Annotated in this window: 11 protein-coding genes and 1 tRNA gene; 6 read left to right on the top strand and 6 right to left on the bottom strand. The window is 62.1% G+C overall.

The features are described 5' to 3' along the window. The first annotated feature begins 164 nt into the window (after window positions 1–164). The 6 genes from AQ996_RS02610 to AQ996_RS02585 all read left to right on the top strand — a co-directional run bounded on the left by AQ996_RS02610 (window position 165) and on the right by AQ996_RS02585 (window position 4,493). The gene (locus tag AQ996_RS02610) at window positions 165–593 is read left to right on the top strand and encodes a hydrogenase maturation nickel metallochaperone HypA/HybF (RefSeq protein ID WP_055250791.1); all 429 of its coding nucleotides are present in this window, start codon (window positions 165–167) and stop codon (window positions 591–593) included. A gap of 406 nt (window positions 594–999) precedes the next feature. After that, window positions 1,000–1,989, top strand: coding sequence for a PTS sugar transporter subunit IIB (locus AQ996_RS02605; RefSeq protein ID WP_055250789.1), 990 nt, complete (start codon window positions 1,000–1,002; stop codon window positions 1,987–1,989). An 18-nt stretch (window positions 1,990–2,007) separates the two neighbouring features. Continuing rightward, a complete protein-coding gene (locus tag AQ996_RS02600; RefSeq protein ID WP_035136637.1) occupies window positions 2,008–2,826 on the top strand; it encodes a PTS mannose/fructose/sorbose transporter subunit IIC in 819 nt (272 codons plus the stop codon). Window positions 2,827–2,842: 16 nt separating this feature from the next. Further along, window positions 2,843–3,763 (top strand): PTS system mannose/fructose/sorbose family transporter subunit IID, encoded by a 921-nt coding sequence (locus AQ996_RS02595; protein WP_035136639.1) that lies wholly within the window; start codon window positions 2,843–2,845, stop codon window positions 3,761–3,763. A gap of 120 nt (window positions 3,764–3,883) precedes the next feature. Further along, window positions 3,884–4,282, top strand: coding sequence for a DUF956 family protein (locus AQ996_RS02590; RefSeq protein ID WP_055250787.1), 399 nt, complete (start codon window positions 3,884–3,886; stop codon window positions 4,280–4,282). A gap of 135 nt (window positions 4,283–4,417) precedes the next feature. Then, window positions 4,418–4,493, top strand: a tRNA-Arg gene (locus AQ996_RS02585). 430 nt (window positions 4,494–4,923) lie between these two features. On the opposite strand, the gene pknB is transcribed toward AQ996_RS02585, so the two are convergent. From pknB to AQ996_RS02555, 6 genes are all read right to left on the bottom strand, one after another. Continuing rightward, complete coding sequence (gene pknB, locus AQ996_RS02580) at window positions 4,924–6,873, bottom strand: Stk1 family PASTA domain-containing Ser/Thr kinase (RefSeq protein ID WP_055250785.1); 1,950 nt, start codon at window positions 6,871–6,873, stop codon at window positions 4,924–4,926. A gap of 132 nt (window positions 6,874–7,005) precedes the next feature. Further along, window positions 7,006–9,876, bottom strand: coding sequence for an FtsW/RodA/SpoVE family cell cycle protein (locus AQ996_RS02575; protein ID WP_055250783.1), 2,871 nt, complete (start codon window positions 9,874–9,876; stop codon window positions 7,006–7,008). A gap of 16 nt (window positions 9,877–9,892) precedes the next feature. Next, window positions 9,893–11,839, bottom strand: a complete 1,947-nt coding sequence (locus AQ996_RS02570) for a Stp1/IreP family PP2C-type Ser/Thr phosphatase (protein ID WP_055250781.1) — start codon at window positions 11,837–11,839, stop codon at window positions 9,893–9,895. Continuing rightward, window positions 11,836–12,252, bottom strand: a complete 417-nt coding sequence (locus tag AQ996_RS02565; protein ID WP_055250779.1) for an FHA domain-containing protein — start codon at window positions 12,250–12,252, stop codon at window positions 11,836–11,838. Before AQ996_RS02565 ends, AQ996_RS02570 begins: the two co-directional genes overlap by 4 nt. Before the next feature lie 6 nt (window positions 12,253–12,258). After that, window positions 12,259–13,269: an FhaA domain-containing protein gene (locus tag AQ996_RS02560; protein ID WP_070097114.1), complete on the bottom strand. Its 1,011-nt coding sequence runs from the start codon at window positions 13,267–13,269 to the stop codon at window positions 12,259–12,261. Beyond that, window positions 13,266–15,119 (bottom strand): serine/threonine-protein kinase, encoded by a 1,854-nt coding sequence (locus AQ996_RS02555; RefSeq protein ID WP_055250778.1) that lies wholly within the window; start codon window positions 15,117–15,119, stop codon window positions 13,266–13,268. The genes AQ996_RS02560 and AQ996_RS02555 overlap by 4 nt, the downstream gene beginning before the upstream one ends. Between the last annotated feature and the right edge of the window lie 220 nt (window positions 15,120–15,339).

Genomic DNA, 15,339 nt, shown 5'->3' with positions numbered 1-15,339 from the left:
GAACGGTTGGACAGCGAGCGGGTCCCAGGCGTGGCGAGGTGCCTTGAAAGAGGAGGGCATAGGGCTTTTGCCCATGCCCGACGATTGAAAGGCAGATCGCCCGTCTGGGGCTCGCGCAGCGTCAAGCCGACCGCCGTTCGTTAGAACGGTGGAAGGAATTAAAAGTGCACGAGCTCGGAATCGTTTACCACATCATTCGCGATGTCGAGAACGTGGCGCGCGCCAATGGCGTGAGTCGCGTTTCGAGCGTCACGCTGCTGCTGGGCGAGGTCTCGGGCGTCGTTCCCGACTTGCTGCTCGACGCTTGGCGCTGGGCGGCAGATAAAAAGCCCATCGCGCAGGGCGCGGAGCTTATTGTGGAGCCTGTCGAGGCCGTGACGCATTGCGAGGCGTGCGGCCGCGACTATGCGACAGTCGAGCACGGCAAGACCTGCCCTCATTGCGGCAGCGGCGAGACATACCTGCTGCAGGGCCAGGAGGTCATGATTAAGCAGATTGAGACCCCCGACGAGGAACCGGCAGACGCTGCCCCCGACGGCCCTTCCGACGTCCTCGACGCCGTCGATGCCGCCCACCCCCTCCACATCGTCTAGGATTCCCTATAAGTTGCGGTGAAATAGTTCCTAAATCCCAGCCTTCTGGCTCTTAAACAAGAACTATTCCACCGCAACTTTTTTGAGTGGTTTCGTAGATCATAAGTCGCGCAAATAGTCAAGTCATACCTGTTTGAACAATGTAGCGGCAGTACAAGCGCATTCGCGCTTGCCTAAAATCGATATTAATGAACAGTCTGCTTGTATCTGTAAAATGCGTGGCTTGATGAGCGACGCCTTGGCGGGTAATGAGTCGAAAAGCAGCAACGTAACCAACTTGTAACAAACTTAGACGTTTAAACAAATAATCCAACCTTTTGCGGATTTAGCTATAATTCCACAAACCAAACAGGTATACTCCTTTCATGTCGTGTAGGAATTACGTAGACAAAAAGGAGGTTATGTGATGGTAAGTATTGTTCTTGCTAGCCACGGGGACTTGGCAGCTGGAATCAAGCAGACGGGCTCGATGGTCTTTGGCGATCAGCCGTCTGTGGCCGTGGTCTCGCTCGAGCCGAGCATGGGCCCCGACGACTTCCGTGCTAAGGTCGAGGAAGCAATCGCTTCCTTCGAGGACCAGGAGCAGGTGCTCTTCCTCGTTGATCTGTGGGGCGGCACGCCGTTCAACCAGATTAGCGGGCTCATCGAGGGCCATGATTCCTGGGCTATCGTCACCGGTGTCAACCTGCCTATGCTCATCGAGGCATATTCGCAGCGCTTTGATGCAAAGAACACTGCACATGCGATCGCAAAACATCTCGTGACTGAGGCTAAGGCTGGCGTGCGCGTCAAGCCCGAGTCTCTGGAGCCCGAGGAGAAGAAGCCGGCTGCGGCCGCCGCTGCTCCTGCAGGCGCCATCCCTCCGGGAACGGTCATCGGCGACGGGCACATCAAGATTGCCCACGTCCGTATCGACACCCGTCTGCTGCATGGTCAGGTGGCCACCACGTGGACCAAGCAGATCAACCCCAACCGCATCATCGTGGTTTCCGACGGCGTTGCTCACGACGAGCTCCGCAAGACCATGATCGAGCAGGCTGCCCCTCCGGGAGTCCATGCCAACGTCGTGCCTATCAAGAAGATGGCCGAGGTCGTCAAGGACACGCGTTTTGGTGACACCAAGGCCATGCTGCTCTTCGAGAACCCGCAGGATCTGCTCAAGGCCATCGAGGCCGGCGTCGACATCAAGGAAGTCAACATCGGTTCCATGGCTCACTCCAAGGGCAAGGTCGTCGTCACCAACGCCGTCGCTATGGGCGATGACGACGTTAAGACCCTCGAGGCCCTCAAGGCCAAGGGCGTCAAGTTCGAGGTCCGCAAGGTTCCTTCGGATGCCTCCGAGGATCTCGATGCCATGTTGAAGAAAGCTAAGGCCGAACTGGCCGCTCAAGCATAGTAAAGGAGGGTCCGATACATGTCTGCAATCACTATTCTGCTTGTTGCGATTGTCGCGTTGCTTGCCGGTATGGAAGGCATTCTGGATGAGTTCCAGTTCCATCAGCCGCTCGTGGCATGCACGCTTATCGGTCTCGTAACCGGTCACCTTCAGGAGGGCATCCTCCTGGGCGGTTCGCTCCAGATGATGGCCCTTGGCTGGGCTAACGTCGGCGCCGCCGTCGCGCCTGACGCCGCTCTGGCCTCGGTCGCTTCTTCGATCATCATGGTGCTCGCCCTCAACGGCGGCGCCACTGATTCGGCCAAGGCCGTTACCGCGGCCATCGCCGTCGCCGTCCCGCTGTCGGTCGCTGGTCTGTTCCTGACCATGATCTGCCGTACCATTGCTACCGCTATCGCTCACGCCATGGACGGTTGCGCCGAGAAGGGCGACTTCTCCGGCATCGAGCGCTGGCAGTACGCTGCCATCCTCATGCAGGGCCTTCGTATCGCCATCCCGGCAGTACTTCTGTGTGTTATCCCGGCCGAGGCTGTTACCAACGCGCTTAACGCTATGCCCGACTGGCTGTCCGGCGGCATGGCCGTCGGCGGCGGCATGGTCGCTTCCGTCGGTTACGCCATGGTCATCAACATGATGGCCACCAAGGAGACCTGGCCGTTCTTCATCCTCGGCTTTGTCCTTGCTGCCATCCCTCAGCTCACGCTGATCGCCCTTGGCCTCATCGGCATCTCCCTTGCCCTCATCTACCTTGGCCTTAAGGATCTGGCCAAGCAGGGTGGCGGCACGGGCGGTGGCTCCGGCGACCCGCTCGGCGACATTCTGAACGATTACGAGTAGGAGGGGAGTGATACATATGGCAGAGAACAAGATTCAGCTCACCAAGGCTGACCGTAAGAAGGTTTGCTTCCGTCATCAGTTCCTTCAGGGCTCGTGGAACTACGAGCGTATGCAGAACGGCGGCTGGTGCTTCGCAATGATCCCTGCGATCAAGAAGCTCTACACCAGCAAGGATGACCAGATTGCCGCGCTTAAGCGCCACCTGGAGTTCTATAACACCCACCCCTATGTTTCCGCCCCCGTCATTGGCGTTACCCTCGCCCTCGAGGAGGAGCGCGCCAACGGTGCTCCGATCGATGACGTCGCCATCCAGGGCGTCAAGGTCGGTATGATGGGCCCGCTCGCCGGCGTCGGTGACCCCGTCTTCTGGTTCACCCTTCGCCCGATTCTGGGCGCTCTGGGCGCTTCCCTGGCCATGTCCGGCAGCATCGTCGGTCCGTTGCTGTTCTTCTTCGCGTGGAACATCATCCGTTACGCTTTCCTGTGGTACACACAGGAGTTTGGCTACAAGGTCGGCTCCTCTATCGCCAAGGACCTCTCCGGCGGTCTGATGGGCAAGGTCACCGAGGGCGCTTCCATCCTGGGTATGTTCATCATCGGCGCCCTGGTCGAGCGCTGGGTGTCCATTTCCTTCACCCCGATCGTCTCCACGGTCAAGCAGTCTGCTGGCGCCTTTATCGACTGGGCTAGCCTGCCTTCCGGTTCCGAGGGTATCAAGGAAGCGCTGACGATGTACAACTCCGTCGGTGCTACCGCCCTTGATCAGATGAAGGTCACCACGCTCCAGGGTAACCTCGATCAGCTCATCCCCGGCCTTGCCGCCGTGTGCCTGACCCTGCTGGTCTGCAAGCTCCTCAAGAAGAAGGTCAGCCCGATCGTCATCATCCTGGCTCTCTTCGCCGTCGGCATCATCGGTCGCTTCTGCGGCTTCATGTAAGCACGCTTCGGCTTAAGACCGAGAGTTGCTAGGTAAGGGCTTTTGAGCCATTGAAACGGACCGCACCCGGTGGGTACACTGGATGCGGTCCGATTGTTTTTATTGGAGGGCGAGGCGCGTATGGCGCAATCTCAGAACAGCACGGTCGATCTGGCAACGCCGGCAACCTGCCTGATGGGGCTTACCAGCCACGGTAACGTGATGGTGGGCAATAAGGCGTTTGAGTACTATAACGAGCGCAATCCCGAGGATTATATTCAAATCCCGTGGGACGAGGTCGACTATATTGCCGCCGAGGTTTTGCGCGGCACCAAGAAGATTACGCGTTTTGCCATCTTCACCAAGGACAACGGTCACTTTACGTTTTCGACGCGCGACGACAAAGAGACGCTTCGCGCGGTCCGCAAGTACGTCGACGAGAATAAGCTCGTGCGTTCGCCCGACTTTATCGATGTGACGGCCAAGGGCGCCAAGAGCATCCCCTCCGTCATCAAAGGCCTCTTCCACAAAGGCAACTAGCTCCTCATAAGTTGCGGTGAAATAGTTTCTAAATACGGCTTTAGATGCTTCAGACAGGAACTATTCCACCGCAACTTCGAAGTCTAGTCATGCGACGTATGGCGATGCAGTAAATCTGCTACACTAGTACAACATGCCTCCGTAGCTCAGGGGATAGAGCACCGCTCTCCTAAAGCGGGTGTCGACGGTTCGAATCCGCCCGGGGGCACCAGAGATTTGCCGAGCCCGGTACCGCTATGGTGCCGGGCTCTTCTGGTCTAAAGGCCGGATTCGGACCGTCGACACCCGCGTCACCAATTCCCCGCGGGGGGGAGTTTTCGAATTCGCCCGGGGGCACCAGAGGAATATCGGGCCCGGTACCACCACGGTGCCGGGCTCTTCTGGTCTAAAGGCCGGATTCGGACCGTCGACACCCGCGTCACCAATTTCCCCGCGGGGGGAGTTTTCGAATCCGCCCGGGGGCACCAGAGATTTGCCGAGCCCGGTACCGCTACGGTGCCGGGCTCTTTTGGTGTTAGAGCTGCGCCGTTCCATGCTAGCGGGTCGCATCAAAAGCAAAGCGCCCGCTTGCCGGGGGAGCAAGCGGGCGCTTCTGAGCGAATATGTTTGCGGCGTTCGCTGCGCAGATAATAAGCAGCCGGCTAGTTGCTTGTACCGGAATCGTCGCCTGAATCAGTACCAGAGCCAGAAACCGAAACCGTCAGCGTGATCGTGCTGTCGGTGGACTGCTTACCAGTGGGGGAGACGCCCGTCACGGTGGCGTTTTCGTTGCCACTCACGGGGTTGCCGTTCTGATCGCAGAATGCGATGTTGTAGAATCCGGCGTTGTTGAGCGCGGTGACGGCGGCGGAGATGCTCTTGCCGTACAGGTTGCCCGGAACGCTGGCCTTGCCGGACTTCTTGGCGATGACGACGGTGATCGTGGCGCCGGGCTTCTGCTTGCCGCTGGGGTTCCAGCTAATGACGGTGCCCTCGGTGACGGAATCGTTCTCCTGGTAGCTCACGTTGACGCCAAAACCGGCCATGTCGAGAGCGTTGCGTGCCTGGGCCTCGGTCATGTCGGTCAGATCGGGGACGGAGGTGGTGTCAGGACCGCTGGAGACCTTATACGAGATGGTCGTGCCCTTCTCGACTTCCTTGCCGGCATCAGTGCCCTGCTCAAAGACCTGGCCTTCGTCGGCCTCGTTGGCCTCCTCGGTTGCGTTGCCCTTCAGGCCCACGCTTGCCAGCGCGGCCTCGGCCTGGTCCTTGGTTAGGCCGACGAGCTGCGGAACCTCAACTTTCTCGGAGGGCTTGGGGCCCTTGGAGATCACCAGGTTAACCTTGGAGCCCTTGGGCTTCTTAGTGTTGCCGTTGGGGGTCTGCTCGGCTACCTTGCCCTCGTCGACATCGTCGTTATAGCTCTGGTCGACAGTTCCGACCTCAAGGCCGGCCTCCTTGATCAGCTCGATAGCGGTCTGCTGGTCCTTGTTAAGCACATCGGGCACCGTAACCTGCTCGCCCCCAAAGAGCCCGGTGGCGAAGGCCACCACAACGCCAACCACGGCGATTGCGGCGACTACGGCGGCGATAATCTTGTTCTTGTTGGACTTGGGCTGATCGACTTCGTAGGAACCGGTGGAACCCGAGACGGCGCTGCGGGGGTTGGTCTGTCCGCTTACGCCCGATACGGGGCGAACCATAGCGCGCGTGGAGTCAGACAGCTCACGGGTCTTGGTGGCGCCCAGGTCGCCCGCGGCGCCAATGATGCGCGTGGGCTCGGAGACGTTGACGGCGCGGCCGGACAGGTAGTTGTTGAGCACCTGGCGCAGCTCGTCTGCCGTCTGGAAGCGGTTCGACGGGTCCTTTTCCATGCACTTGAGGATGATGCGCTCCAGATCGGCGTCGACGCCGGAGTTGATCTGGCTCGGCGGAACCGGCAGTTCGTTTACCTGCTTGAGCGCAACCGAGATGGCGTCGTCACCGTCAAAGGGGACGCGACCGGTGGCGCACTCGTACATCACGACGCCCAGGGAGTAGATATCCGAAGTGGGACCGAGGTCCTGGCCGCGCGTTTGCTCGGGGCTTACGTAGTGGGCGGTGCCCAGTACATTGTTGTCCTGCGTGAGGTGGCTGTTCTTTGCGCGCGCGATGCCAAAGTCCATGACCTTGATGTTGCCGTCGGGCAGCACCATGATGTTTTGCGGCTTAATGTCGCGGTGGATGATCTCGTGCTTGTGGGCGACCGAAAGCGCGGAGCTGATCTGCGAGCCGATCTGCGCGACCTTCTTTGGATCGAGGGCGCCGTGGCTCTTGATGCCGCTCTTAAGGTCGGTACCGCGCAGGTACTCCATGACGATGTAGTAGGTATCGCCATCCTTGCCCCAATCGTAGACGCCCACGATATAGGGGGAGGAGAGACCTGCTGCTGCCTGGGCCTCCTGCTTAAAGCGGGCGGCGAAGGTGGCGTCGCCGGCATACTGCGGCAGCATGATCTTGACGGCAACCGTGCGGTCGAGGACCTGATCTTGCGCACGGAAGACGGTCGCCATGCCGCCCGTTCCCACCTTATCCTTGAGGAGGTATCTTCCCCCGAGGACCCTCTGTTCCATTCCTGCTCCTAACTAACTTATTCGCTCAACGATGTGTGTAGTACCAAATCTATGGTCGCTGGGACCGCGTGGCGCCTTGCCGCTAGCTCATCGGCCGCGGCGCGCCCCAAGTATCCGCTTCGATCACAGGCATCACGCTCCTTGGGCGGCAAGTGCCGCGGTCAGGACGATGCCGGCGATCTTGGCTGCCTTGACGTCGTGTTTGTCGTAATCCTCCAAGGCCACCGAGATGGCGACCGTGGGTGAATCGTAAGGTGCGAAGCCGACGAACATCGAGTTGACGTTGGTGCCGCCGGTCTCGGCCGATCCAGTCTTGCCGGCGACCTTGACGCCCGGAATCTGGGCATCGGTGCCGGTGCCGGACTGGACAACCGCGAGCATGGCCTGCTTGACCTGATCGGCCGTGGTGGCGCTGACGGCCTGGCCGAGCGAGCGGGATTGCGTGGTCTTGACCACGGTTCCGTCGGGGGCGAGCACCTGGGCCACGAAGAACGGGTCCATGACCACGCCGCTGTTGGCGATGGCCGCTGCTATCACGCAGTTTTGCATGACGGTGGTCTGCGGACCTGGCGTGTGGTCCATGCCGACAGGCTGGCCGGCGCCTGCCCAGGCGGTCTCCCACTCGGTCATGAGCGAGGGGTCGGCCATGATGGAGGCCGCGGTGGTCAGGTCCTGACCGAGCTTTTGGCCGTAACCAAAGGCGTTGGCAAACTGGACGAGCGAGCTGGCGCCGATCTCGTTGGCCACCTGGCCAAAGACGACGTTGGATGACACGGCAAAGGCCTGTTGCAGGCTGATGGTACCGTAGCTCTCGTTGGCGTAATTGGTGACCGGCGCGTTGCCGATATCCATGGAGCCGGGCGCCTGGTACGTGCTGGTAAGGCTGGCGGTGCCGGTTTCGAGCGCCGCGGAGAGTGTGACGACCTTAAAGGTCGAGCCCGGGGTATAGAGAGCGTCCATGGCGCGGTCGTACATGGAGCCGTCCTCGCCACCGCCCGACTGCATCAGGGCATCGATGTTGGTGTTGTCATAGGTGGGCGAGCTTGCGCATGCGAGGACCGCGCCGGTGCGCGGATCCATAACCACCACGGCACCCTTAAAGCCCTTGAGTGCCTGCTCGGCAGCCGTCTGGATGCGCGAGTCGATGGTGAGCTTGGCGGTGTTGCCCGGTTGGTTTTGGCCCGCGAGCGACGCGAGGGCGTTGTCCCAGCTGGAGTAATCCTTGGAGCCGGTGAGCGTTTCGTTCATGACGCTCTCGACACCAGCGGTGCCGTACTGCTGGCTTACATAGCCCACCACGTGAGCGGCCATGTTTCCGTTGGGGTAGGAGCGGGCGTAGGTGCCGTCTTCCTGTTGCAGCGACTCGGCCAGCGTCACGCCGTCGGACGTGATGATGGAGCCGCGCTGGATGTACTTGGAGCGGGCGATGGTGTGGTTGTTGGTCGGCATGTCCTGATAGTCCTTGGCCTTGATGACCTGGACATAGGTGAGGTTGCCGATAAGGATGGCGAATAGTGCCGTAAAGGCGAGCACGGCGCGGGTCAGTCGATTGGCGAGCGCCACGCGGCCGAGCACACCGGATTCGGGCGTGTCGAGCAGGCGACGACGCATGCGCGAGCCGGCGGAGTGGCTGCCGCGGGCATACGAAGACGAAGTGGCGAAGCGCGTGCCGGCCGGGGAGGACGCCGAGGCGACCTGGTCGTCGGTGATGGCGGCCATGGTGCCGGTGCCGGTGAGCTCGGCCTCGCGACCGGTTGCCTCGTCACCGGCGCGCAGCAGCAGCGCGACGATGATAAAGCTTGCCAGCAGCGAGGAGCCACCCTGGCTCATAAAGGGCAGGGTGACGCCGGTCAGCGGGATCAGGCGGGTAACGCCGCCAACGATCAAGAACGCCTGGAAGCTGATAGCGGCCGTAAGACCGGTGGCGCTAAAGGCGGCAAGGTCGGACTTGGCACGGGCTGCCGTGGTCAGGCCACGTACGGCAAAGAGCATAAACAGGATAAGAACGGCGCCACCGCCCAAAAGGCCCATCTCCTCGCCGATAGCCGAGAAGATAAAGTCGGACTCGACGACGGGGATGTTGTTGGCCATGCCGTTGCCAATGCCGACGCCAACAAGGCCGCCGTCGGCCAGCGAGAAGAGGGACTGGACAATCTGGTAGCCCTGGCCCTGTGCATCCTTAAAGGGATCGGCCCAGATCTGGAAACGAACCTGGACGTGCGACAGGAACTTGTAAGCGCCCACGGCCCCCACGGCCAAGAGCACAAGGCCGATGATGACATACGAGAAGCGACCCGTGGCAACGTAGAGCATCAGCAAGAAGATGGTGTAGAACAGCAAGGCCGAGCCCAGGTCACGTTCGAAGACAACGACGAGCAGGCATACGCCCCAGACTGCGAACAGCGGCAGCAGCAGGCGCAGACGCGGAATCTTAAGACCCAAGATCTTGCGGTTGGAGATAGAGAGCAGTTCGCGGTTCTCGGCCAGGTAACCGGCTAGGAACAGCACGATAAAGACCTTGGCGAACTCGCCGGGCTGAATGGTAAAGCCGGCGATGCGAATCCACAGTTTAGAGCCCGAGATCGTGGTGCCGATAAAGATGGGCAGCATCAGCAAGATGATGCCGATGATGCCAAAGGTGTACTTGTAGCGCATGACTACGTCGAGGTTTTTGACCAGCGCAAGCGTACCTACCATCAACGCCACCGAGATAAACAGGATGACGAGCTGCGAGATGGCGAGCGTGGGCGCCAAGCGCGTCACAAACGTGATGCCAATGCCCGAAAGAACAAAGACGACGGGCAGGATGGCCGGGTCGGCGCCGGGTGCCAGAATGCGCACGGCGATATGCGCCGCGGCGAAGGCGGCAAAGAGACCGATCGGAACGGCAAGTGTCTCAAACGAGATGGCGGCGCCTGCGGTGAGCACGTACATCGCATACAGCAGGATGACGGGGAACGCCGAGGCGATGAGTAAGAGCAGTTCGGTATTACGGCGACTCATAAGCGGCACTCCCTTTCTAATTCTTATCGGAGGCTTCGGCCTCGGCGGACTGTTCGGCGGTATTCTCGGAATCCGATTCGGAGGTCGAACCCTGGTCGGTGTTATTGCGGATCGTTTGCGCGTCGATCACCTGACGGGTCTGCTCCTCGTCGATCTGATGGCGGTACTTGGAGATGGTGTCCTGTGCGTCGTCGATGCTCGTCTGCTGAATACCTGCCTTAAGGCGATTTTGTGTGTCTTCGGGCAGGTCGGACAGTTTGATGGTGGTCGTGCTGTCGAGCCAGTGCAGCTTAAGGCCGAGCGGCTTGCCGGGAATGCCCCGGTAGACCGCGACGGTGTCCTTGTAGGTGCCCAGGTAGTACGAGCCGGTGATGCCTGCGTAGGCCCAGATGGCTGCCGCCAGCACAAAAGCGATGCCCAGTACGGTGGCAATGGTGATGTTGCGGCGGCGGACGCGCTTTGCCTCGCGCATGACGCCATCGTCGACCAGGTCAACGACAAGCACGGTGACGTTGTCATGCCCGCCGGCGACCAGTGCCGCGTCAACAAGGTTGTCGACGCAAATCTGCGCGGTCGAGGACTGCGTGGCGATGTTTTCGATATCGCTATCGGGAATCATGCTCGAAAGACCGTCCGAGCACAGGATCAGGCGGTCGCCTTCCTCGATATGCAGGGTAAAGTGGTCGGCATACATTGCGGGATCCGAGCCCAGCGCGCGGGTGATGACCGAGCGGTTGGGGTGGACGCGAGCCTCGTCTGCCGTAATCTCGCCGGCGTCCACGAGCTCCTCCACATAGGAGTGGTCGCGGGTCACGCGGATGAGCGTGCCCTCGTGGAGCAGATAGGCGCGCGAGTCGCCCACGTGGGCGATAGCGAGCATGTCGTTTTCGATATAGGCGCAGGTTGCCGTGCAGCCCATGCCGGGCTTGCCAAGCCCGTTGAGCGCAGCCTCGATGACCGCGGCGTTTGCAGCTTCGACGGCGGCCGCCAGTCGTGCGGCGTCGGCTGCCTGCGGCGCTGTCTTGGCAATGGTCTCGACGGCGATGGAGGAGGCTACCTCACCGGCGGCGTGGCCGCCCATGCCGTCGCATACGCAAAAGAGCGGCGATTGCACCAGATAGGAGTCTTCGTTATGCGGGCGCACACAGCCAACATCGGAGCGGGCGCCCCACATGAGCTGCGTGGTCGTGCCGGCGTCGTAGGTCGAGTCAGTCTCGACGCGCTCGTCGGTCAGCGGCTCAAAACTCATGGTCGAGCCGGGGTCCTTAAGCTTGGCCTCCACGGCGGCAACGTCAATCTCGGCCGTATCGCCGGGCGAGACGGTGTCGGCATCGTTGCTCGGGTCGTTGACGTTGGGCGTGGCGGGCTCTTCGGTTGTACGGTCGACAGGCTCGTCGTCTTGCGGGGCGACGGCTGCAGACTCGGGCGTCGCGAAGTGCGCGGGCGCGGGCGTGCCGTGGGATTGGGAGACATCCTCCGTCGTTGCTGCGGGTACGTCTTCGGTTACAGACTGCATGGCTTCGGGCGCCGATGCGTCCGCGGGGGAGGGCGCCGCCGCGGGTTCCGGTGCAGATGCGGACTCGGGTGCTGCGGCGGGTGCCGGCGCTACGGGAAACACCGGTGCCGCGGGCTCGGGAGCCGCAAATACCGCGGAGCTCTCGGTAATCGCCGTGGCGACGGGTTCGGCAAAGTGAGCCGGCGCGGGCATGTCTTGCGGGGCCGCGGGCTGCTCGGTAGCGGCGTGCACGCCGATGGGGGTGTTACCGCCGTCAGCGTTGTCCTCGGTATCCTCGTCGTCGGTCAGCGTCGGATATTCTTGCGTTACATGCGAAAGAGGCAGGGAGAACACAGTGTCCTCGGGCTCCACGGGCGCATGGCCCGCCGGGGCGGCATGAGCCGGCGCGGTCGCGGGGGCGGCCGACGTCTCTGGCATGGTTGCGGACTTGTTCTCCTCGTCGATCATCGACGGTTCACCTTCATGACCACGTCGCCAATCTGGACTTCGTCGCCCTCGCGCAGCGTTGCGGGTTCCACCAGCTGGCGGCCGTTGACGAGCGTGCCGTTAAGCGAGTTGAGGTCCTCGATAATAAGTGCCGGACCCTGCAGCGAAAAACGCGCATGCGAGGCCGAGACAAACGGTTCGTTGATGCAGATGTCCGACGACGGCGAACGGCCGACGATGACGGGGCCGAGCATATCCACGTGGATGCCGCGGATGCCGCGCGGGCCCTTGTCCACATCGATCGTCCAGATGGCCGAGTCGCGGCGCTGGCCGCGGACGAGCCCCACGCCGGTCTTCATGACGGCAAACAGGAAGATATAAAGCAGGACGACCAGGACGATGCGGCCTGCAAACAGGACGATATCGATGTTCATAAGCGACTATCCCCTAAATTCGAACGTGCTCAGGCCAAACGTCAGCAGGTCGCCGTTGCGCAGCGGGCAGCGCGTGATGCGACGGTTGTTGACGAGCGTGCCGTTGGTGGAGTTGAGGTCCTCGATCGACCAGTCCGAGCCGGTAAAGGTGAGCTGGGCATGACGGCGCGACACGTTGGGGTCGCGCAGGGCGATGTCGGAAACCGAGCGCTCGCGACCAATGGTCACCTGTGCGGAGGTGATGGCGTGGCTCTCGCCGCTCACGACGTCGACGAGCTGGGCGAGCGGACGCTGCGGGGCGCGAGAGCTTGCCATGTTGGAGGCGATGCTGGCTGCGGCGCCAAGGCCAGCGGCGGCGCCGGTCGCGGCGGCTCCGCCCATGCCGGCAAGCGCGTCGCGCGAGACGGTTTGGGGCACGGGGATGGGTGCGGCGGCGGGATCGGGCATATTGGGCGCAAAGGGGTCGGCCACGGCAAGCGGGTCGGGAGTGGCAGCACGAGGTGCCGGCTGCTGCTGCGGCATAGCAGCGGGGTGTTGCTGCGGGGCGGCAAACTGCTGCTGGCCGGCGCGCGGGGCGCTGGCGGCACGGCTCGCGGCTGAGTTGTTCTGGCCCAGGCCGTTTTGGTAGGCGCGCTCTTCCTCGTACAGGCGACCGAGCGTAGGGGCATCGACGTTCTCGGCAAAGACCGAGAACTTGCCGCCGCGCAGCTGCGGGTCGATCATAAAGCGAACGAGGGGCTCGCCGACAAAGACGTAGCGGCGCTTTTCGGCCTGCGCTTTCACAAACTCGCGGACCTCGCGCGAAAGCTCGGGATAGAACGGGGCGAGCATGGGATCGTCGTCGGCGGCAATCAGGATGGTATAGAGCGCCGGCGCGGTGTTGACGCCGTTGATCACCAGAGTCTGATCCTCCATGTCGCGAGCGGCCTGCTTGGCAAGCTTCTTAAAGGAGAACGGGGCACGGGTGGCACCGAAGATGCCGGCCACGTGGTCCTCGAAGATGTTCAGGAAGTTCACGAAAGATCACTCTCCGTATAGGTTCTTTGGTATCCGAGCAAATAAAGGCATATCCCGACGATTATAGAGGATAGGATTCCCGTAACCGCTGCCTTGGCGACGACCGGGCCCGCAAGGCTGGCAATTTCCATATGGTGTGCAAGACAAAACGATACGGCCGAGCCGATGCCGGCGACGGCAATTGCGACGATGGCGGCAAGGTTCGATCCCTGCTCGGCGCGCTTGGCATGAGCATTGAGCAGCAGCGATGTTGCCGCGGCTATTGCTGCAACCAGCACGATTGCAGCGAGAAGGAGCGCGTCTCCCAGCGCTGCGACGACATTGCTAAGCCCCAGTACGCCTCCCGCAGAGAGAGCCGCTGCGGCAAGGCGGGCAAAGAGTGCGCCCATGCCCGTGGCCGCCGCTGCGCTTGCCGGGCCGAGCCAAAACGCCGCGATGCTCGTGGCGGCTCCGGCGGCAAGGAGGGCGTCGCCGGTTAGGCAACCCAGCGCAAGCGCGCAGGTGAGCGTCGCGCTCGCAGCCGCCTCGGTGCGTCCCCAAGCAATCCACCAACCGGACATGGCAGCGGCAAAAATGACCGCGACCGGCAGCATCGACAGGATGCCCTGCGCCTGCATGGTGGCGTTGGCCATGAGCACCAAAAAGCCCACGGCCGAGATGGCCGAGCCAATCTGCGGGGCCAAGCCTGCCGCCGCGCCAATGGCGACGGCCGCCACGACCAGCCCGGGAAGCGTCGCGACGCCGGCTGTCTGCATAAGCAAAAAGCTGAAGGCTCCGCATGAGAGCGCCGAGATGCCGCGCATGGTGTAATTGCGTGCGCGGCCCCAGCGCGTGCCCGCCCAGCCAAGCGCGGGGTCGACCTCGACGGTGTCATCCTCGTAGCTCGATGGCTCGATATCATCTGCCGCGCACTCGTCACTCGAAAGCTCGCCTACCATCTGCTCCAAGCTGCGACGGCCTTCGCGCACGCTCCCCAAGCCGGCAAGGAGTCGGTCGCAGAATGCCTCGATGCTATCGGGGCGGTCTTGCGGCATGGGGGAGAGAGCGCTCATGAGCGCCGCCTCGGCCCCCGGGGGAAAGTGAGGGATCAGTTCGCTGGGATAGGTGGCGCCGCCGATGATGCGGTCGAGCGAGTCGGCAGGCGTGGCCGCCATAAAGGGGGCACTGCCGCACAGGCCCTCGTAGATCACGCAGGCAAGGGCAAAGACATCGGCACGTTCGTCGACCGTGCCGGTCTCGATATCGAGCTGCTCGGGCGGCATGTAGCCGATGGTGCCGCCGCGCGATCCGCCAAAGCCGCCGGCGGACGACAGCCGCGCCATGCCAAAGTCGGTGATCTTTACATTGCCCGAATGGTCGATAAGCACATTGGCGGGCTTTATGTCCAGATGAAGCACGCCGTTTGCATGGGCAAAGGTGAGTGCCTGACCCAGCGCGTCGGCAATGGCCGCGGCCTCGTCAAAGGTGAGCGAGTGGCCGTCCACGCGATGCAAAAACTCGGCCAACGACATACCGTCGACATACTCCATGACCAGGTAGGCATAGGCGGTGTCGTGCGTAAAGTCGATAACCTGCACGATATTGGGATGTTGAAGCATGGCGGCGGTATGCGCCTCGCGCAGCACGTCCATGATGTCGCTGGCGGGCATGCCGGCGCCGTTGATAAGGGGGATGCGCTTAATGGCCACGCGACGGCGCAGATGCGTGTCGCGGCAAATCTCGATGGAGCCAAAACCGCCGGTCGCAAGCGTCTCGAGCGGCTGGTACCGCTTGAGCAGCTCGCGAGAGCTAGTGCCCTCCAAGGGAACGTCCGGCGAGAACCGGGCGGTATGTTGCGAGAAAAGCGGCATGGCCAACCCTCGTGCGTTTAAAGTTCGTTTGCGAGCGGCGGGCGCGGGGCCGAGCCGTTCGCGGTGGCATAGATGCTGCTAGTGTAGCACGCTCAGGCGGATGGCGAGGATGGCGGGATGCGAGGCTGCCTGTCTGGCTTGGCCTTCGTCTCGACCCATCCGGAAAGCGCGCCCCAGTTTGCGGCCAAATACTGGGACACGCTTTCCGAATGGGGTGTGC

This window comes from Collinsella aerofaciens, assembly GCF_001404695.1.
GTDB classification, from domain to species: Bacteria; Actinomycetota; Coriobacteriia; order Coriobacteriales; family Coriobacteriaceae; genus Collinsella; species Collinsella aerofaciens_E.
The sequence above is the reverse complement of the archived record's forward strand: the minus strand, read 5'-3'. Positions and strand labels throughout refer to the sequence as shown.

Bases quoted from the DNA above. Each gene is read 5' to 3' on its own strand.
- AQ996_RS02600 (WP_035136637.1), top strand. From the start codon at position 2,008: ATGTCTGCAATCACTATTCTGCTTGTTGCGATTGTCGCGTTGCTTGCC.
- AQ996_RS02570 (WP_055250781.1), bottom strand. From the start codon at position 11,839: ATGATCGACGAGGAGAACAAGTCCGCAACCATGCCAGAGACGTCGGCC.
- AQ996_RS02555 (WP_055250778.1), bottom strand. From the start codon at position 15,119: ATGCCGCTTTTCTCGCAACATACCGCCCGGTTCTCGCCGGACGTTCCC.
- AQ996_RS02605 (WP_055250789.1), top strand. From the start codon at position 1,000: ATGGTAAGTATTGTTCTTGCTAGCCACGGGGACTTGGCAGCTGGAATC.
- AQ996_RS02595 (WP_035136639.1), top strand. From the start codon at position 2,843: ATGGCAGAGAACAAGATTCAGCTCACCAAGGCTGACCGTAAGAAGGTT.
- pknB (WP_055250785.1), bottom strand. From the start codon at position 6,873: ATGGAACAGAGGGTCCTCGGGGGAAGATACCTCCTCAAGGATAAGGTG.
- AQ996_RS02590 (WP_055250787.1), top strand. From the start codon at position 3,884: ATGGCGCAATCTCAGAACAGCACGGTCGATCTGGCAACGCCGGCAACC.
- AQ996_RS02575 (WP_055250783.1), bottom strand. From the start codon at position 9,876: ATGAGTCGCCGTAATACCGAACTGCTCTTACTCATCGCCTCGGCGTTC.
- AQ996_RS02565 (WP_055250779.1), bottom strand. From the start codon at position 12,252: ATGAACATCGATATCGTCCTGTTTGCAGGCCGCATCGTCCTGGTCGTC.